We start from the raw sequence: 16,396 nt of genomic DNA, 5'->3' as shown, positions 1-16,396 counted from the left end.
TGCGGAGAGCGCCTCGGTGAGTTCTGGTTAGGGTGAACCGTATGGAACAAACATCCGGTGCGGCCCGCCAGGCCCATGATCTGCGCGACCTGCGCGCGGACTGCGGCAGTTGCTTCGGTCTGTGCTGTGTCGCCCTGCCTTTCGCCGCCTCGGCCGACTTCGCCGTCGACAAGCCCGCGGGCAAGGCGTGCGGTAACCTCGGGGACGACTTCAGGTGCGGGATCCACACGCGGCTCAGGGACGAGGGCTTCAACGGCTGCACGGTCTACGACTGCTTCGGCGCCGGACAGAAGGTCTCCCAGGTCACCTTCGGCGGCGAGAACTGGCGCACGGGTGGCCGCGAGCACGCCCGCCGGATGTTCGACGTCTTCCCGGTCGTACGCCAGCTCCACGAACTGCTCTGGTATTTGACCGAGGCACTGACCCTCCCCGCCGCCCGTCCGGTGCACGCCGACCTCCGCCGGGCCCTCGACGAGACCGAGCGGCTGACCGGGCGGACGGCCGAGGAACTGGCGGAGCTGGACGTCGCCGCGCACCGGCAGCGCGTCAACGAACTGCTGCTGAGGGTCAGTGACCTCATGCGCGCGGGCGCCGGACGCAAGTGGAACCGCCGGGGCGCCGACCTCATGGCCGCCCGCCTCAAGGGGGCCGACCTCAGGAAGGCCAACCTCCGTGGGGCCTACCTCATCGCCGCCGACCTGACCGGCGCCGATCTGCGCGGCGCCGACCTGATAGGCGCCGACCTCCGCGACACCGACCTCAGCGACGCGGATCTGACCGGCGCCTTCTTCCTCACCCAGCCCCAGCTCAACGCGGCCCGCGGCAACGCCGGCACACGCCTGCCGGCCTCAGTCACCCGCCCCGGTCACTGGACGGCGTGACGGCATCCGCCGCTCCACGTTCAGCCGCAGTCCGTCCGGCATCAGTGTCAGCCGCTCGGCCACCCGCAGCCGGTATGCCGGCTCCGGCCGCACCTCGTAGCGGCGCAGCAGCAGCCCCAGCACCAGCGTGGCCTCGTGGAGCGCGAACTGTCGGCCGATGCAGGCCCGCGCCCCCGTGCCGAACGGCTTGAACGTGTGCGGGGGCCGGGCCCGTACGGCCGCCGCGTCGAAACGGTCCGGGTCGAACCGCTCGGCGTCCGCGCCCCACACCTCCGGGTCCCGCTGCAGCATCGCGGTCAGCACCAGAGCCCAGGCGCCCCGCCGCATCGGATGGACCCCGCCCAGCACGGTGTCCTCACGGGCCTCCCGCGAGAAGGCGGGGGCGGTCGGCCACAGCCGCAGCGCCTCGTCCAGCACCCGTCGCACGTACCGCAGCTTCGCCACCTGCTCGTAGCCGGGCCGGACGGTGTCGCGCCACACCTGATCCACCTCGGCACGGGCACGCGCGGCCAGGTCCGGATGCTGAGCGAGGTAGTGCAGGGCGAAGGACAGGGCGCCCGAGGTCGTCTCGTGCCCGGCGACCAGGAAGGTGATGACCTGACGCCGGACGTTCTCGGCGGACAGCCGCTCCCCGGTCTCCGGATGCGCGGTCTCCAGCATGCGGTCGAGCAGGTCCCCGTCACCCGCACCACCGTCACCGCTACCACCCCTGTCGGCAGACCTGCGGGCCCGTACCACCGCGTCGACCGTCTCGTTCAGATACGCCATGTCCGCCTGGTTCTGCCGGGAGGCACTCCGCAGCAGCAGCGGGGCCAGCGGGTCGGGGACGACATTGCGGCGCTGCGCGTACGAAAGGGTGCCGACCATGGCGGCGACGAAGGGATGCGGCCGGGAGCGCTCGAAGGAGCCGAAGTCATGGCCGAAGCCGGTGCGGGCGATCGTCTCCAGGGTCAGCTTGGTCATGTCGCCGGGCACGTCCACGGTGTCACCGGCCACGCCCGCCCGGTCCCAGTGGTCCATCAGCCGCTCGGCGACGTCGAGCATCATCGGGTGGTAGCCGGCCATGGCCTCCCGGCTGAAGCCCGGGGCCAGGACGTCGTGCGCGAGCTGCCAGTTGGGCTCGTGGTTGTACGCCGTGAAGAGCCCGTCCCCGGCCAGCGGCCGGAGGTTGGCGACGCCGAGGCCGACGTGCTTGGCGAACCGCGACTCGTCCGCCAGCTCGGCCGCGAGCCCGGCACCCCCGACGAACACGATCTCCTTGCCGAAGGCCTTCCGCCGGAAGATGGGCCCGAGCCGCCGTCCGAGGCGCAGGGAGTCCTGGATCGGCGTGCTGACGTTCGTTCCGAGCGCGTCGCCGACGACGGGGAGCCGGTAGGGCGGGTGCGGGATGCGGTGCAGCTCGGGCCAGCCCAGCTCGGCGCTGCGGAAACCTCTGACAGCCGTGGTCCCCGTCGTCGCCGTCATGGCCACATCTCCCTCGCGCACAGGCCGTACGCAGCGGTTGACCGCTGTTGTACCCGGGTTCAATAACGGGTTCAGTCTCGACCTGTTGTTGAACCCGCGTCAAGTAAAGTGACGGCATGGCAGCCAAGCAGGGGGAGCGCCCGCGCCGGCGGCTCAGTACCGAGGAGCGGCGGGAGCAGCTCCTCGCGGTCGGGACCCGGCTGTTCGCGGAGAGTCCGTACGACGACGTGTGGATCGAGCAGGTGGCCGAGATCGCCGGCGTCTCACGGGGGCTGCTCTACCACTACTTCCCGAACAAGCGGGACTTCTTCGCGGCCGTCGTGGAGGGCGAGAGCGAGCGGATGCTCCGGATGATGACGCCCGCGCCCGGCCGCTCGGCGCGCGAACGGCTCGCCAACGGGCTCGACGTGTTCCTCGCCCATGTCGAGGAACACGCCCATGGTTTCCGGGCCTTCCACCGTGCGGACGCCACCGGCGACCAGGCCGTGCGCAGGGTCTACCAGCGTGCGCTGGCCGCGCAGGAGACGCAGATCCTGGCGGCGCTGGCGTCGGACGAGGAGTTCGGCGCGGCGCTCGACGGACGGCCGGAGATGCGGCTGGCCGTGCGCGGCTGGCTGTCCTTCACGACAGCGGTCTGTCTGGAGTGGCTGCGGGGTTCGGAGTTGTCCCGGGAGCAGGTGCGGGACCTGTGCGTGCGGGCGCTGTTCGGGGTGCTCAGGCCCTGAAGGGTCACGGACTGGCCGAGGGTGGTTGGCGTGCGCCCCGATCTTCGATAGGTTAGGCAAGGCTTACCTAAGGGAGGTTGGGGATGGGTGACCGTCACAGCTGGACGGCCGCGCCCGCCGCGGCGGAGCGTGCCCGCTCGGTGCTCGCGGCGGCGTGGTCCTGCGCGGTGACCGCCGAGGGCGGCCGCGAGGAGTTCGTCGGCGCGCACAGCGTCACGGAGGACGGCCGGGTGATCCTGTGCGTCCCGGAGGACAGTACGCTCGTCGCCGCCGCGATCTGCGCGCCGCGTGGCGAGCCGTCCGCCGTGCTGGAGTTCGCCGACGTGGCGCCCGTCCCCGTGCGCAACCGTATCCGGGCCCGGCTGTGGATCGCCGGCTGGTTCGCGCCCAAGGACGGCGACCTGGAGTTCCGGCCCACCCGCATCGTGCTGCGCGAGCCCTCCGGCGCGGTCGTGGTCGACCTCGACGACTTCGCCGCCGCCGCACCCGATCCGCTGGTCACCGCCGAGTCCCGGCTGCTGACCCACCTCGCCGACGCGCACCCCGACGCCGTCGAGCGCCTCACCCGGCTCGTCCCGCACGACAGCCTGCACGGCGCCGTACGCGTCCAGCCGCTCGCCGTCGACCGGCACGGCCTCACCCTGCGCATCGAGCGGGCCCGCGGCAACGGCGACGTACGGCTGACGTTCCACAAGCCCGCCGACGACATGGCTCAGCTCACCGAGCGCATGCACATCCTGCTCTCCCAGGCGAGCGCCGCCTCCTGCCCGCGCGCCCTACAGCGGCAGCGCACAGACGGCGACGGGTGACGCGAACGGCTCGCCCGCGAGCCGGAGTCCACCGGTCTCGGGGTCGACCCGGAAGACGCTGACGGCGCTCGACCGCTGCAGCGCGGCGAACAGCAGGCCCCCGTCCGGCGAGAGGGCGATCTGACGCGGGAAGTCCCCGCCGACCGGCACGGTGTCGAGGAGCCTCAGCCGCGCGCCGTCCGCCTCGACCGCGTAGCGCGTCAGACTGTCGTGCCCCCGGTTGGCGAGATACGCGTACGAGCCGTCCGGCGTCACGACCAGCTGCGCCGGGTAGTTCGTGCCCGAACCCGTGCCCGTGGACTGCGGCGGGCCCGGCGTGAGCCGCCCGCGGTCGGGCTCGTAGGCGCAGACCACGACCGTGTTGTCGACCTCGTTGGCGAGATAGGCGTACCGGCCCTCGGGGTGGAAGGTCAGGTGCCGGGGACCCGCACCCGCTCGGAGGCGCGCCCGCGAGACCTCGCTGAGCGTGCCCCGGGACTCGTCCAGGCGGTAGGTGTAGACCGTGTCAGTGCCCAGATCGACGGCGAGGACATGACCGCCGTCCGGGCTGGTGATGATCTGGTGCGCGTGCGGCCCCTCCTGCCCCGGACCCGGCGCAGGACTGCGGTGCGCCACCAGATCCGTGCGCTCGCCCAGCGCGCCCGAGTCCTCGATGGGGTGCACGGCGACACTGCCCGTGCCGTAGTTGGCGCTCAGCAGCCACCGCCCGCTCGGGTGCACCGACAGATGACAGGGCGCCTCGCCGCCGCTGCTCCGGACGCCGAGGACCTTGCGGTCGGACAGCCGTACGGCGGTCACACCGCCGTCGCTGCGCTCGTTCACGGCGTACAGCGTTCGGCCGTTCGGGTGCACGGCGAGGTACGACGGGTCGCCGACACCGGTGATCGTCCCCTGGCCGGCGACACGGCCGCTTCTGGCGTCGTACGTCGCGACGCCGATGCCGGTGCCGCCGCCCTCGGCCGAGGTGTACGTGCCGATGTAGAGCGGCTGAGGGCCGGTGGGCGTGGGGGACGGCGAGGCGGTCGCGGACCCGGTTCCCGTCCCGGCCTCCGCCTCCGCTTCGGCCGACGGGGCCGGAGCGTTCCGCGCGGGGGAGGACGCCAAGTCCCCGGCCCGCTCGTCGGATCCCGCGCAGCCGGCCAGGCCGGCCGGTACGGCCGTCCCCGCCAGCACCGCCAGGACCCGGCGCCTGCTCCAGCCGCCTCGGTCCCCTGTCGCCTCACTCGTCATGCGTGCACCTCGGGTGTCGCTCGTCTCGGCCGTCACCACCTTGACGGGTACGAGCGCCTCGGCGCAAAGCACGACGGCGGACGTCGCGCGCCATGCGACGTCCGCCGTCGAAGTCGGCCGACAGCCGGGCCGGCTACCAGTCGCCGTCCTGGATCGGCCTGCCCGGCGCGTCGCCGAGCGGCTTGACCTGGCCGGGGGCGGGCGGCTGCCACGGGTCGAGGTCGTCGCCGAGCCAGTCGCCGACCGGCTTCACCGTCCCGAAAGTGTCCGCCGGGTCGAGGTCGTGGGCATCCTGGTCGTAGTAGTCGAACCAGGGGAGCCCAGCCCGGGTGTAGGCGGCGCGGTCCACCGGCGACGGCGGTGGCGCCTCACCGGTGATACGCCGCCACTCGGGTGGGGTGACGAGGTGCACGAAGATCCGCCCGGCCGGCTTCTCCGCCCAGCTGCCACGCGGCCAGGTGTCCCGGTAGACCTCCTGGCGCATCGAGCCGCCCACTCCGAGGCCCATCGCGGCGGGCGCCCGGGGCGGGGCCGCGGGAGCGCTCCGCATCGGGGCCGTGCCCGGCGCCGCCATGGGGTACGCGGCACCCGGAGGCATCGGCCCGCCGCCCGGCGCGGGAGGCATGGGGGCACCCGTGGACGGGGGCGCCATCGGCAGGGCGCCCGGCGGCATCGGGACCGGACCCGTGCCGCCGTAGCCGCCGTACCCGCCGACCGGGCCGATGTTCCGTTCCCGCTCGGCGCGCAGCCGCTCCTCCTCCCGCCACACCGCGAGCTGCCGGTCGTTCAGCGGGAACGACTGCAGCTGCACCCCGCCGAACACCTCCTCGCCGGTGACCTGGCCCTCGACCGTGGCACCGAGCCCCAGCGGGACGGCCACGAACTGGCGGACCGTGCCCTTGCCGGAGTTGATGCCGTCGAGCCATGGCTGACGCGGCAGGACCACGTAGTTCTGCGGGTCACGGGTGAGCGTGCCGCTCCACGGCTTGCCGGACACCGCGCACACCTTGCCGACGCCGACCTGGAGCGCGGCCGGCTCCGTGGAACCCCCGAAGTGCAGCCACATCGCCTCGCGGAGGTACACGGGGAGCATCACGCCCCCGCGCGCCCGCATCTCCCGCGGGGCGGTGTGCGGATAGTCCTCGACCCGGCGGATCGGGAAGTCGCCCAGACCGGGCGGGAGTTGGTGTGTACCCGTCTCGGGAAGGCGCAGGGTGCGCTTGAAGCGCACCTGCACACCGCCCGGCAGATGGAGTGTGGTCCCGTCGATCCGCACGGCGCCTTCGGCCATTCCGTACGCCCCCTCTTTGTCGCGTTGTGCCTTGTCACTTAGTACGTCCGGCGAGGCCGGACCGGTTCCGCCGCAGGGGGCGCGGGATGCGTGCGCGCTCGCGGAGGCGCGTGAGGCGGGGGGAGCGCTCGCGCTGTTCGCGGGTGCAGCGGTCGAGTTCCTCCAGGAGCCGCTGCGAGCGGTGCTCGGTGTCCAGTTCGTCCAGTATGCGGTTGACCTCCGTCAGCACGGCACCGTGCAGCTGCCACTGGCTCGCGTCACGCTGGATCTCTTCGAGGAGCAGCTGGGCGAGTTTGTCGCGGGTCGCGGTGGCGGTGGACAGCTCCGCGGCGAGCCGGTCCTCCGCCGACTCGGCGCTACGGCTGACGTCGGTGGTGACCAGTACGGCGAAGCTGACCACGGCGTCGCCGATCTCGGCGAGCAGCCGCTCGATGGAAGCCCCCACCTGGGCGGAGAACAGCGGGCGCGGCTCCCGCTCCCGGGCGAGGTCGGTCAGGGTGCGGGCGAGCACCCTGAGGACCACCGTGCAGATCTCCAGCGTGTCCAGGCCGGTGCGCAGGACGACCCGGTGCAGCAGACCTTCCCGTACACGCGGATTGAGTTTCAGGCTGTCCTCGGCCTGTTTGAGGGCCGCGTCCACCTCGACGATGTCGAAGTCGAGCTCCCGGGCCTCGTGGAGCCGGGCCGCGGCGGCCTCGGCGGGGGTGCGGCCCGCGGCCTCCTCGCCGACCCGGATCATCAGCCGCCGCATCCGCCGGGCCAGGTCCTCGATGGACTCGCCGGCGGCCTCCACCCACACCGGGGGAGCGAGCAGGAAGTTGAAGGCGAGTCCGACGACCGCGCCGATCAGCGTCTCCAGGACCCGCGCCCACGCGGTGTCCCCGACCCGGGTCACCCCGAGCACCAGCATCGCGCTGATCGCCACTTCCGGCACGAACTCGCTCACCCGCACCAGATGCCCGACGGCCAGCGAGGCGAGGATGATCAGGCCGAGGCTCCACCACGTGAGCCCCACCAGGATGCTGAAACCGATGGCGATGACGACACCGGCGACCACCGAGTTCACCCGGCGGATACCGGTGGTGAGCGTGGAGTAGAGGGTCACCTGGACGACGAGGAGCGCGGTCAGCGGCGCCGTCAGGGGTGCCGCCTCCCAGCTGAGCTGCAACGCCACCACATAGGCCACGGTGGCGGCCGCCGCCGACCGCACCGACTGCACGATCACCGGATCCTGCCGCCACTTCCTGACCCGCGTGCCGATCAGGTCCCACACATCACGTACGTCTCGCATCCTTGCGCTGTTCCCGTTCCACTGCCCCACCGAACTCCTGAGCGAGGACCCTAACCGCCTGGGTGACTCCCCGCCGGGCGGGACCGCTCAGTCGTACAGCTTGTCCAGGAAGGCGGACAGATTGCCCACCGTCCGGGCGATCTGTTCCTCGGTCGTGAGGCTCTCCTCGAACCGGCTCCCGGTGTCGAGGGCCTTCCTGCCGCGCACATACAGCGAACACGCCAGGTCGGCGCACATGTACACCCCCACCGAGTTCCCCTCCCGTCCGGCCGCGCCCGCCTTACGGGCCGTCATCAGGGAGACGCCGCTGCCCCGGTGTGTCGTCAGACACAACGAGCACATGCTGCGGTGCAGGAAGCCGCGCTGGGCGGAGGGAAAGCGCAGGGTGACGCCGATGAGCCCGTCGCCGCGTTCGGTGACCAGATAGCTCCGATCGGGTGCGCCGGGGTCTCGCCAGCCGAGGAAGTCCAGGTCGTCCCATGGCCGTTGCTCCAGATCACGCGGTAGGGACAGCCTCTTCGCCTCTCCCTTCGAGCAGTTGACGAACGAGGCGCGGATGTCCTGTTCGGTGAGCGACTTCATGGTGTGTCCTCCGAGATGGATGAAGGGTGATGGCTAATGCCTAGGGTCACTAGGTTCAAGCCTAAGATACTGGGAGCTTGGGCGAGGAGCCAACGGATTAGGGGCGGCCGGCGGGAGGACGGGACGTCGGCCCGGCACGGCGAACGGCTCGTCGCTCTTCCGACTCGCCGGCGCGGCGGGGACCGGGGCGCGAAGGCGGTCTCAGTGCTGGATCAGGCCGCCGACGGAGACCGGAGCGACGTGACCGGTCGCCGGAAGGGTCCGTGCCAGGGTGAGTCCGATGTCGACCAGCGAGGACCGGCGCAGAGCGGCGGTGTCCGGGATCGGGGTCCAGACCGACTCGACGACGTCGCCGTTCGGCTCGGGCCGGAGTCGGCCACCGGTGATGCGGGCCTGGTAGAAGATGCCGACATTCTGGTGATCCGGTGCCCCGGGGATCGTGCGTTCGGCCGAGGGGATCACCCTCGAGTCCACGCCGAGCAGCCGCTCGACCACCGCGTCGCAGCCGGTCTCCTCGGCGATCTCCCGGATCACCGCGTCGAACGGGTCCTCCCCGTGCTCCACCTTGCCGCCGGGGAGACTCCACTGCGATGCGCCGTCGGATGCCACGGAACGGGCGAGCAGCACCCGCCCGCCCTCGATGCACACGGCGTACGCCGCCAGCCGGAAACTCATCCCGCCCACCTCCCCACCGGACGCTGCCCAACCCCCGAGATCCACACGCGCCCTGATCCGATTTACTCCGTCGGCGCCGCCGTGGGCGGCCGCACTTCCTGACCCCACGCCGCGTTCACGGATCACCTGGTTTGATCCGATCGGACCGAGGTACTCGCGCCCGGTGCACGGACAGGAGAGGAGCACGCCGTGACCGATCACCGGCTGGAGGGTCCCGGCGAGCACGGTGACCCCATACCGAAGGACCTGCCCGACCAGCAGGCGAACGAGGGCGAGGACCCGTGGGAGGTGGCGCCGCCGCGCGCCGCCGACGACGAGACCACCGGCGACCAGGGGGGCGGCGGCCGGGAGGCGGACGTGCCCGACACGGACGAGGCGGGTACCGGCCGGCAGGGCGCGACCCAGTCGGGCGCCGTCAACCCCGAGCAGCCGGTTCCCGACGAGCCGTCCGGCTGACCGCCCGGCACGCTGGGCCCGAGACTCGGCGCCTCCCCGGTGGGACCCGGGGAGGCGCCGTCATGTCTGCCGTGCGCTCATGGCGTACCGCACCTCAGCTGACCTTCCGGCCCCGAAGCGGCTCGGTCTCCGCCCCGGCTCCTTGCCGCAGCCCCTCCAGGAACTCCTCCAGTACCTCCACCGCCGTACGCTCGGGCCGCCAGCCCAGCTCGGCGCGGGCCTTCGTGCAGTCCATCAGCGGCAGCCGCAGTACGGCGTCGAAGAGATGCGGGGAGGCGGGCAGCAGCCGCAGATTCCAGGCGGCGGCCACCGCGGACCGGGCCGCGACCCGCGGCAGCCGTACCGCACGGGAACCCAGCACCTCGCTGAGCAGCGCGGCGTCCACGGGCGGCTCGGCCGCGAGGTTGAACGCGCCGTGCACTTCGGTGTGCAGCGCCAGCCGGTACGCCTGGGCGGCGTCGTCGGTGTGCAGCGCCTGCACCTTCAGGCCGGGTATGTCGGGCAGGAACGGCAGCAGCTCGGGCCGGGCCAGCGGCCCCGGCAGGAAACGCCCGCCGAAGATCCGGCGCTGCTCGCTCGCCGACTCCCGCTTGAACAGGAACGCGGGCCGCATCCGCACCACCCGGACCCCGGGGTGCTCGTGCTCGAAGGAGTCCAGGGCACGCTCCAGATACGCCTTCTCCCGGCAGTACGCGGCATCCGGCCAGCCATGCGTGGGCCATGACTCGTCGACCGCGCGTTTCTTCGGCCCCGGTGAGTAGGTGCCCACCGACGAGGCGTGCACGAGTGTGGGGACCTTGGCCGCCGCCACCGCCTCGAAGACCCGCATGCTGCCCAGCACATTGGTCCGCCAGGTCACGGCCGGGTCGTGCGTCGGCTGGAACGCCCAGGCGAGATGGACGACGGCGTCCGCCCCCTCGAACTCCTCGGCCAGATCGGCCTCCTCGGACCCCACGTCCACGGCCGACCAGTCCGTCTTCGCGGGCGCCCACTCGGGAACCCGACGGGCCAGCCCGCGTATCCGCCCGACCCGTGCGTCCTCCGCGAGCAGACGCACCAGGCTCGTCCCCACATTGCCGGTGGCGCCAGTGACCACGATCCTGCCGCCGGTTTCTCCGTTCACCGCCGACTCCTCTCGCGTGCTTCGTTCCTCCAGGGCCGCCCACGAGTACCCGGGCCCGGCGGATACACGCAGCCGCCGGCGGACGCGCCCGCCAACGCCGGCCACAGCCGCGCCCCGGCCACCGGCATGGCCGATTTCCCACGGGGGCCGGGCGATCCCACGAGATGATCAGCCCATGACCGAGATCATCCTGATGGCCGACCCGAAGGTGGCGGCCGTACCCGTCCACGACTGCGACGAGCCGCTCGTCGACGTACGCCGGGACAGCGCCCTGCTGGTCGACGAACGCAAGGCCGACTCCACGGGCGCGTACGCCCATCTGCGCGCGGGCGTGCTGGAGCGGCTGGTCAAGGCCCAGGCCCTGCTGCCCGAGGGGCTGCGCCTGCTGTTCGTCGAGGGCTACCGGCCACCCTCCCTGCAGCGCGGGTACTTCGACCAGTACGCGGCCGAGCAGCGGACCCTGCACCCCGACTGGCCCGCCGACCGCATCCGCACGGCGGCCAGCCGCTACGTGTCCCCGCCCGAGATAGCCCCGCACTCCGCGGGCGCGGCCGTGGACCTGACCGTCGTCGACGCGGACGGCCGGGAACTCGACTTCGGTACGCGGGTCAACGCCAGCCCGGAGGAGAGCTCCGGCGCCTGCTACACGGGGGCCGAGGGCATCAGTTTCGAGGCCCGCGCCCACCGGGAGACCCTGGGCGCCGCCCTCACCGCGGCGGGCCTGGTCAACTACCCCACGGAGTGGTGGCACTGGTCGTACGGCGACCGCTACTGGGCCCTGATGACGGGCGCGCAGGCCGCGCTGTACGGGCCGCGCGAACTCGACGCCTGAGCCCTGAGCCCCGCCGGGACGGCCTGACGAGACACTCCGGCAGGGAAGCGGAGAGGCCCCGGCCGGGGAAACGGAGAATCCTCGACCGGGAAAAGGGGAAGCCCCGACCGGGACGGGGGAATCACGGTCGGGGCGGTCTGTGCGTGGGCGCGGATGGCGGTCGCCTCTCGGCGAAAGGCTCCACAGGGCTTCAGCCGAACGATCGTCCCTGTGGGCTAAAGGTGAGGCCCGGGGACACTGTCCCATCCGCACCCACGGCTGGTTCAACGGGAAACCACCGGCGGGTGTTCCTCCGTATCGGGACATTGCCGGTGATCTGTGTCACGTCACCCAAGCGTGCTCACAGCGGCCGTCACCAGGTCATTCCTCCCGGCCGAGTGGGCTCTCCTCCAGCGCGGCCAGCAGATGGGCCGGATTCCGGAACACCGCCTCCGCGCCGGACGCCTCCAGCTCGGGCCGGGGAATCCCACCACAGAGCACCGCCACACAGCGCACCCCGGCGCGGACGCCCGCCCGCATGTCCCAGACCGTGTCCCCGACGAACACCGACCGCTCGGCCGGCGCCCCCGCCAGCTCCAGGGCCTGCTCGACCGGATCCGGTGCCGGCTTCCCCTCGGCCACGTCGTCGGCACTCGTCGTCGCCATGATGGCGTCATCGGCCCCGATCGCCCGCCGCAGCGCGGCCAGTTCCGCCCCGCCCGCCGAGGTCGCCAGCACGACGTTCCACCCCTGCCCGTCGAGCCGCCGCAACAGCCGCCCCGCGTCCGGCAACGGGGGCAGCCGGTCGAAGTACGTCCCGTACAGCGCCTTGTGCGCCGCACTGAGCGCGTCCTTCTCCTCGGGGTCCCGCTCCTCACCCAGCAGATGCGTGATCAGATCCCCGGACGGCAGTCCCACCGCCCGATGAATGTCATGCATGGCCACCTGATGCCCGCCCTGCCGGAACGCCTCCCACCAAGCGACCACATGCAGATGATTGGTATCGACAAGAGTCCCGTCGACATCAAAAACAGCAGCCCTACCCATCGCTCACCTTTCCTGGAAACTCCGACGTCCGCGCCCTGTAGGGGGCGAACTCCTAGACACCCCCCACTCCCACCCCCTCCGGAATCTCCCGATCCCGGGCCCACCCCAACACCTCCTCCACCCCCCAGGTCGTCACCACCCTCTCCGCCGGCACCCCGCACTCCTCCGCCCGTGCACACCCATGCACCTGCCACGTCAACTGCCCCGGCGCATGCGCGTCCGTGTCGACCGAGAACAACACCCCCGCCTCCACGGCCCGCCGCACCAACCGCCGAGGCGGATCGAGCCGCTCCGGCCGGGAATTGATCTCCACGGCCGTCCCGGTCTCCGCACACGCCGCGAACACCGCGTCCGCGTCGAACTCCGACTCGGGCCGCCCCCGCCCGGTCACCAGCCGCCCCGTGCAGTGCCCGAGCACATCGGAGTGCGGATTCCGGACGGCGGCGACCATGCGGCGGGTCATCGCCCGCGCGTCCATCCGCAGCTTGGAGTGCACGGACACCACGACGACATCGAGCCGGTCCAGCAGCTCGGGCTCCTGGTCCAGCGAACCGTCGTCGAGGATGTCGCACTCGATGCCGGTGAGCAGCCGGAACGGCGCCCACGTCTCGTTCAGCGCGGCCACCACGTCGAGCTGCTCGCGCAGCCGCTCCGGGGACAGCCCGCGGGCGACGGTCAGCCGGGGGGAGTGATCGGTCAGCACCGTCCACTCGTGGCCGAGACGCGCGGCGGTGCGGCCCATCTCCTCGATCGGGCTGCCGCCGTCCGACCAGTCCGAGTGCACATGGCAGTCGCCCCTGATCAGCTCCATCAACCGCTCGCCACCGCCCGCGAGCGGGGCCTCGGCCTCCTGTTCCAGCTTCCGCAGATAGCCCGGCACTTCCCCGGCGAGCGCCTCACGCACCACCTGCGCGGTCTTCGGCCCGACCCCCTTCAACGACTCCAGCGAGCCGGCGGACGCCCGCTCGGCCACCTCCCGCGCCGACAGCCCGCCGAGCACGGCGGCGGCCGTACGGAACGCCCGTACGCGGTAGGTGGGGGCCCGGTCCCGCTCCAGCAGGAACGCGATCCGGTCCAGGGCCTCGACGGGGTCCATGGCACCTCCAGCCTCGTGCTTCCAGCCTCACCCAGCGCCCGGGTACCCGCACGGCGGAACCGATCTACTCTCTAAACATGACCGAAAGCGCAAGCCCCCACATTTCCCACCCCCGGGTCATGGTGCTCGGGGTGCAGCCCGGTACGCCGCCGTTCCGGATCGTGGAGATCGACGGCCAGGTGGTCGGGGAGGCGAAGAGGCTGACGGACGTGCTGCAGGCCGCGGCGGCCCACGGGGTCGTCGTCCATGACCTCGACGACCCCGACCAGGTGCGCTGGGTGGGCGGCGACAAGCTCACTTGGACGCCGCGCTAGCCCCCTTGCGGCGGCCGCCGCGCAGACGCCGGGTCCAGCCGCCGCGCGGCGGCTCGGGCTGGGCGGGCGCGCTCTCCGGGGCGCGCGGGGCCCGGGTGTGCACCGCCCGGCCGAGCCGGCGGCCGAGCAGCAGATAGCCCAGCAGCGCGCCCGCGGTGTTGAGGATGACGTCGTCGATGTCGAAGGCGCGTCCGGTGACGACCGCGCCCTGCACCAGCTCGACCAGCAGCATCATCAACGCGGTCAGGGCGGGCACGCGCAGCAGGCCGCGCGCCCCGGGGGCGAGCACCGGCAGCAGGATCCCGAAGGGCACACCCAGCAGGACGTTCCCGCCGACCTGTTTGAGCGCGTCGCGCGGGTCGGGGTGGTGCCAGTACAGCTCCAGGGAGCTGCCGGGGCGGAGGTTGCTGTGGGTGAGCGCCTCCGACGCCGGGGACGGCTGGAGGGTGAGCCCGGCCAGCACCGCGCCGAAGGCCACCATGGCGGCGAAGGCCAGCGCCATCGCCAGCAGCCGCAGGGGAAGCGCGAGTGGCCGTCGCTCGCGCGAGGCCGCCGGTGTGCGGCGGCCGGAGGTCGTGGAACGGGAACGCGACGTGGTACGGGCCATGCAACCCTCCCAGTTTCAACTTCCCTTTGTCTCAAGGTGGTTACCCCCGAACCGGCCCCCGATTCCCGCCCCGCGAGGACCTGTCCGGGGATCGGGCGGACACGCGGAGGCGGCGGACGGCCGACGTGCGACGCGCCCTCCCCGAACCCCGGGGAAGGCGCGGGGAGCCCGCTCAGGACCCGTACGTCACCTTCACCTCCTCGAAGCCGAGGGACTTCAGCAGCCCTTCGAGCATGTCGGTGGTGTTGGCCTCGGCGCGGTCGGTGAGCTTGCTGTCCTCGGCGGCGTCGCCGATGTGCTTGACGGCGAGGCGCTGCACGGCCTGTTCGCCGTTGGGGTTGTCGGAGAACAGGTCGCCGAGGCGGTCGAGCAGACCGCGCTCCTTGGAGACGGCGTAGGAGTGCTCGGTGTCGAGGGCCGGCTTGCCGAGCCGTGCGTGCGGGAGGTTGATGGTGGCCGACGTACGGTCCTCGTTGACCTTCACGTCGTTCTCGCCGACCTTGCCGAGGTCGACATAGGCGTCGACGGTGCCCGCGCCGACGTACAGCGTGCGGGTGCCGCGGATCGCGTCCGGCAGGTACTTGGCGTCCTTCTCCAGGTCGACGACCACCTGGAAGTTGCCCGAGGCGGCGTCGTAACGGCTCATGTCCTGGATGGACTTCAGGAGCGTGGGCCCCGAGCGGTCGTGCTCCTCGGTGCCGAACACGTCGTCCAGACCCCCGAAGACCAGCATCCGCAGCGCGGCCAGCAGCACCACGATGAGGATGACCACGGCGGTGAGCAGCTTGGCCCAGCCGGGCAGACGCGTGCGCTTGATGGACGTCGTCATGTCGACGGTCCTCCTTCCTCTTTCAACGAATGCCCTCAAAGGCCCTGAGGGAACGCCGAGTTGGGGATTGTCCGCTGTTCGCCGTAGACCGGGGGTGCGGGCCGTCCGGGACGCCGTACCGAATAGGCGTACGCCGGGCGGCCAGTAGCATGAGCCGCGCAACCCGTAATGATCATGTTCATACGAGGAGCCGACCGTGCGTGACATCGCCGTCTTCACCGGCAGCGCCCATCCCGAACTCGCGGACGAGGTCTGCGCGCACCTGGGGGTTCCGTTGAGCCCGTCCCGGGTGAGCCGGTTCGCCAACGACTGTCTGGAGGTGCAGCTCCAGGCCAACTGCCGGGAGAAGGACGTGTTCCTGGTGCAGCCGCTGGTCGCGCCGGTGCAGGAGCACCTCGTCGAGCTGCTGCTGATGTGCGACGCGGCGCGCGGGGCCTCGGCGGGCCGGATCACCGTGGTGATGCCGCACTACTCGTACGCCCGCTCCGACAAGAAGGACGCGCCGCGGATCTCCATCGGCGGCCGGCTCGTCGCCGATCTGATGGTGGCGGCGGGCGCCGGCCGGGTCCTCGCCATGACGCTGCACTCGCCGCAGGTGCACGGCTTCTTCTCGGTCCCGGTCGACCATCTGCACGCGCTGCGCGAACTGGCCGCGCACTTCCGGCGCTACGACCTCTCCCGTACGACGGTCGTCTCCCCGGACCTCGGCAACGCCAAGGAGGCGGCGGCGTTCGCGCGGATGATCGGCGCGCAGGTCGCCGCGGGCGCCAAGCAGCGGTTCGCGGACGACCGGGTGAGCATCAGCTCGGTGATCGGTGAGGTCGCCGGGCGGGACGTCATCGTCCTCGACGACGAGATCGCCAAGGGCAGTACCGTCCTGGAACTGCTGGAGCGGCTGCGGGAGTTGGGGCCGCGCTCGATCCGGGTGGCCTGCACCCACGGGCTGTTCGCGGCGGGTGCGCTGAAGCGGCTGAGCGAGCAGCCCGACATCCTGGAGATCGTCTGCACCAACACGGTGCCGGTCCCCGTCGAGGAGCGCACCGAGAAGCTGAAGATCCTCTCCATCGCGCCCGCGCTCGCCGAGGCGGTGCGCCGTATCCACAACGGCGAGTCCGTCAGCGCCCTGTTCGACGCGCCGACCGGGGAGCAGGCGGCCTCATAGGGT

18 protein-coding genes are annotated in these 16,396 nt (G+C 72.0%); 7 read left to right on the top strand and 11 right to left on the bottom strand.

The features are described from left to right. The first annotated feature begins 41 nt into the window (after positions 1-41). Positions 42-881: a pentapeptide repeat-containing protein gene (locus ACWD26_RS17680; protein WP_451270952.1), complete on the top strand. Its 840-nt coding sequence runs from the start codon at positions 42-44 to the stop codon at positions 879-881. Here the strand turns inward: ACWD26_RS17680 and ACWD26_RS17675 are convergent. After that, positions 849-2,345 carry a cytochrome P450 gene (locus ACWD26_RS17675; RefSeq protein WP_451270950.1) on the bottom strand — a complete coding sequence of 499 codons (1,497 nt, stop codon included), beginning with the start codon at positions 2,343-2,345 and terminating at the stop codon, positions 849-851. The genes ACWD26_RS17680 and ACWD26_RS17675 overlap by 33 nt on opposite strands. Positions 2,346-2,461: 116 nt before the next feature. Here ACWD26_RS17675 and ACWD26_RS17670 point away from each other — a divergent pair, with 116 nt between their 5' ends. Both ACWD26_RS17670 and ACWD26_RS17665 read left to right on the top strand, forming a co-directional pair. Then, positions 2,462-3,070 (top strand): TetR/AcrR family transcriptional regulator, encoded by a 609-nt coding sequence (locus tag ACWD26_RS17670; RefSeq protein ID WP_451270948.1) that lies wholly within the window; start codon positions 2,462-2,464, stop codon positions 3,068-3,070. An 83-nt stretch (positions 3,071-3,153) separates the two neighbouring features. Then, complete coding sequence (locus ACWD26_RS17665) at positions 3,154-3,879, top strand: DUF2470 domain-containing protein (RefSeq protein ID WP_451270946.1); 726 nt, start codon at positions 3,154-3,156, stop codon at positions 3,877-3,879. Here the strand turns inward: ACWD26_RS17665 and ACWD26_RS17660 are convergent. The 5 genes from ACWD26_RS17660 to ACWD26_RS17640 form a co-directional block, all read right to left on the bottom strand. Further along, positions 3,847-5,109 carry a lactonase family protein gene (locus tag ACWD26_RS17660; RefSeq protein WP_451270944.1) on the bottom strand — a complete coding sequence of 421 codons (1,263 nt, stop codon included), beginning with the start codon at positions 5,107-5,109 and terminating at the stop codon, positions 3,847-3,849. The genes ACWD26_RS17665 and ACWD26_RS17660 overlap by 33 nt on opposite strands. A gap of 133 nt (positions 5,110-5,242) precedes the next feature. After that, positions 5,243-6,400 (bottom strand): hypothetical protein, encoded by a 1,158-nt coding sequence (locus ACWD26_RS17655; protein WP_451270942.1) that lies wholly within the window; start codon positions 6,398-6,400, stop codon positions 5,243-5,245. Positions 6,401-6,434: 34 nt separating this feature from the next. Continuing rightward, complete coding sequence (locus ACWD26_RS17650; protein ID WP_451270940.1) at positions 6,435-7,691, bottom strand: aromatic acid exporter family protein; 1,257 nt, start codon at positions 7,689-7,691, stop codon at positions 6,435-6,437. Positions 7,692-7,778: 87 nt separating this feature from the next. Further along, positions 7,779-8,273 carry an FBP domain-containing protein gene (locus ACWD26_RS17645; RefSeq protein ID WP_451270938.1) on the bottom strand — a complete coding sequence of 165 codons (495 nt, stop codon included), beginning with the start codon at positions 8,271-8,273 and terminating at the stop codon, positions 7,779-7,781. Positions 8,274-8,474: 201 nt separating this feature from the next. Beyond that, on the bottom strand, positions 8,475-8,948 hold the full coding sequence (locus ACWD26_RS17640; protein ID WP_451270936.1) for an NUDIX hydrolase: 474 nt from the start codon (positions 8,946-8,948) through the stop codon (positions 8,475-8,477). A gap of 189 nt (positions 8,949-9,137) precedes the next feature. On the opposite strand from ACWD26_RS17640, the gene ACWD26_RS17635 reads away from it, so the two are divergent. Next, positions 9,138-9,404 (top strand): hypothetical protein, encoded by a 267-nt coding sequence (locus ACWD26_RS17635; RefSeq protein ID WP_451270934.1) that lies wholly within the window; start codon positions 9,138-9,140, stop codon positions 9,402-9,404. A 94-nt stretch (positions 9,405-9,498) separates the two neighbouring features. Here ACWD26_RS17635 and ACWD26_RS17630 read toward each other — a convergent pair whose 3' ends face one another. Further along, positions 9,499-10,527 carry an SDR family oxidoreductase gene (locus ACWD26_RS17630; protein ID WP_451270932.1) on the bottom strand — a complete coding sequence of 343 codons (1,029 nt, stop codon included), beginning with the start codon at positions 10,525-10,527 and terminating at the stop codon, positions 9,499-9,501. Between the two features lie 175 nt (positions 10,528-10,702). On the opposite strand from ACWD26_RS17630, the gene ACWD26_RS17625 reads away from it, so the two are divergent. Next, a complete protein-coding gene (locus tag ACWD26_RS17625; protein WP_451270930.1) occupies positions 10,703-11,359 on the top strand; it encodes a M15 family metallopeptidase in 657 nt (218 codons plus the stop codon). A 360-nt stretch (positions 11,360-11,719) separates the two neighbouring features. Here the strand turns inward: ACWD26_RS17625 and ACWD26_RS17620 are convergent, their stop codons facing one another. Beyond that, positions 11,720-12,385 (bottom strand): HAD family hydrolase, encoded by a 666-nt coding sequence (locus ACWD26_RS17620; protein WP_451270928.1) that lies wholly within the window; start codon positions 12,383-12,385, stop codon positions 11,720-11,722. A gap of 52 nt (positions 12,386-12,437) precedes the next feature. Further along, positions 12,438-13,481: a PHP domain-containing protein gene (locus tag ACWD26_RS17615; protein ID WP_451270926.1), complete on the bottom strand. Its 1,044-nt coding sequence runs from the start codon at positions 13,479-13,481 to the stop codon at positions 12,438-12,440. A gap of 77 nt (positions 13,482-13,558) precedes the next feature. Here ACWD26_RS17615 and ACWD26_RS17610 point away from each other — a divergent pair, with 77 nt between their 5' ends. Beyond that, a complete protein-coding gene (locus tag ACWD26_RS17610) occupies positions 13,559-13,795 on the top strand; it encodes a hypothetical protein (RefSeq protein ID WP_451270924.1) in 237 nt (78 codons plus the stop codon). Here ACWD26_RS17610 and ACWD26_RS17605 read toward each other — a convergent pair. Continuing rightward, positions 13,776-14,402 carry a VanZ family protein gene (locus ACWD26_RS17605; protein WP_451270922.1) on the bottom strand — a complete coding sequence of 209 codons (627 nt, stop codon included), beginning with the start codon at positions 14,400-14,402 and terminating at the stop codon, positions 13,776-13,778. The genes ACWD26_RS17610 and ACWD26_RS17605 overlap by 20 nt on opposite strands. Before the next feature lie 172 nt (positions 14,403-14,574). Further along, positions 14,575-15,231, bottom strand: a complete 657-nt coding sequence (locus tag ACWD26_RS17600; protein WP_451270920.1) for a DUF4230 domain-containing protein — start codon at positions 15,229-15,231, stop codon at positions 14,575-14,577. Positions 15,232-15,427: 196 nt separating this feature from the next. Here ACWD26_RS17600 and ACWD26_RS17595 point away from each other — a divergent pair, with 196 nt between their 5' ends. After that, positions 15,428-16,393 carry a ribose-phosphate diphosphokinase gene (locus ACWD26_RS17595; RefSeq protein WP_451270918.1) on the top strand — a complete coding sequence of 322 codons (966 nt, stop codon included), beginning with the start codon at positions 15,428-15,430 and terminating at the stop codon, positions 16,391-16,393. Positions 16,394-16,396 lie beyond the last annotated feature (3 nt).

The sequence above is a fragment of the Streptomyces sp. NPDC002787 genome (assembly GCF_053592095.1).
This window is presented reverse-complemented; position numbering and strand designations above follow the sequence as displayed.

Bases quoted from the DNA above. Each gene is read 5' to 3' on its own strand.
- ACWD26_RS17680 (WP_451270952.1), top strand. From the start codon at position 42: ATGGAACAAACATCCGGTGCGGCCCGCCAGGCCCATGATCTGCGCGAC.
- ACWD26_RS17675 (WP_451270950.1), bottom strand. From the start codon at position 2,345: ATGACGGCGACGACGGGGACCACGGCTGTCAGAGGTTTCCGCAGCGCC.
- ACWD26_RS17670 (WP_451270948.1), top strand. From the start codon at position 2,462: ATGGCAGCCAAGCAGGGGGAGCGCCCGCGCCGGCGGCTCAGTACCGAG.
- ACWD26_RS17665 (WP_451270946.1), top strand. From the start codon at position 3,154: ATGGGTGACCGTCACAGCTGGACGGCCGCGCCCGCCGCGGCGGAGCGT.
- ACWD26_RS17660 (WP_451270944.1), bottom strand. From the start codon at position 5,109: ATGACGAGTGAGGCGACAGGGGACCGAGGCGGCTGGAGCAGGCGCCGG.
- ACWD26_RS17655 (WP_451270942.1), bottom strand. From the start codon at position 6,400: ATGGCCGAAGGCGCCGTGCGGATCGACGGGACCACACTCCATCTGCCG.
- ACWD26_RS17650 (WP_451270940.1), bottom strand. From the start codon at position 7,691: ATGCGAGACGTACGTGATGTGTGGGACCTGATCGGCACGCGGGTCAGG.
- ACWD26_RS17645 (WP_451270938.1), bottom strand. From the start codon at position 8,273: ATGAAGTCGCTCACCGAACAGGACATCCGCGCCTCGTTCGTCAACTGC.
- ACWD26_RS17640 (WP_451270936.1), bottom strand. From the start codon at position 8,948: ATGAGTTTCCGGCTGGCGGCGTACGCCGTGTGCATCGAGGGCGGGCGG.
- ACWD26_RS17625 (WP_451270930.1), top strand. From the start codon at position 10,703: ATGACCGAGATCATCCTGATGGCCGACCCGAAGGTGGCGGCCGTACCC.
- ACWD26_RS17620 (WP_451270928.1), bottom strand. From the start codon at position 12,385: ATGGGTAGGGCTGCTGTTTTTGATGTCGACGGGACTCTTGTCGATACC.
- ACWD26_RS17615 (WP_451270926.1), bottom strand. From the start codon at position 13,481: ATGGACCCCGTCGAGGCCCTGGACCGGATCGCGTTCCTGCTGGAGCGG.
- ACWD26_RS17610 (WP_451270924.1), top strand. From the start codon at position 13,559: ATGACCGAAAGCGCAAGCCCCCACATTTCCCACCCCCGGGTCATGGTG.
- ACWD26_RS17605 (WP_451270922.1), bottom strand. From the start codon at position 14,402: ATGGCCCGTACCACGTCGCGTTCCCGTTCCACGACCTCCGGCCGCCGC.
- ACWD26_RS17600 (WP_451270920.1), bottom strand. From the start codon at position 15,231: ATGACGACGTCCATCAAGCGCACGCGTCTGCCCGGCTGGGCCAAGCTG.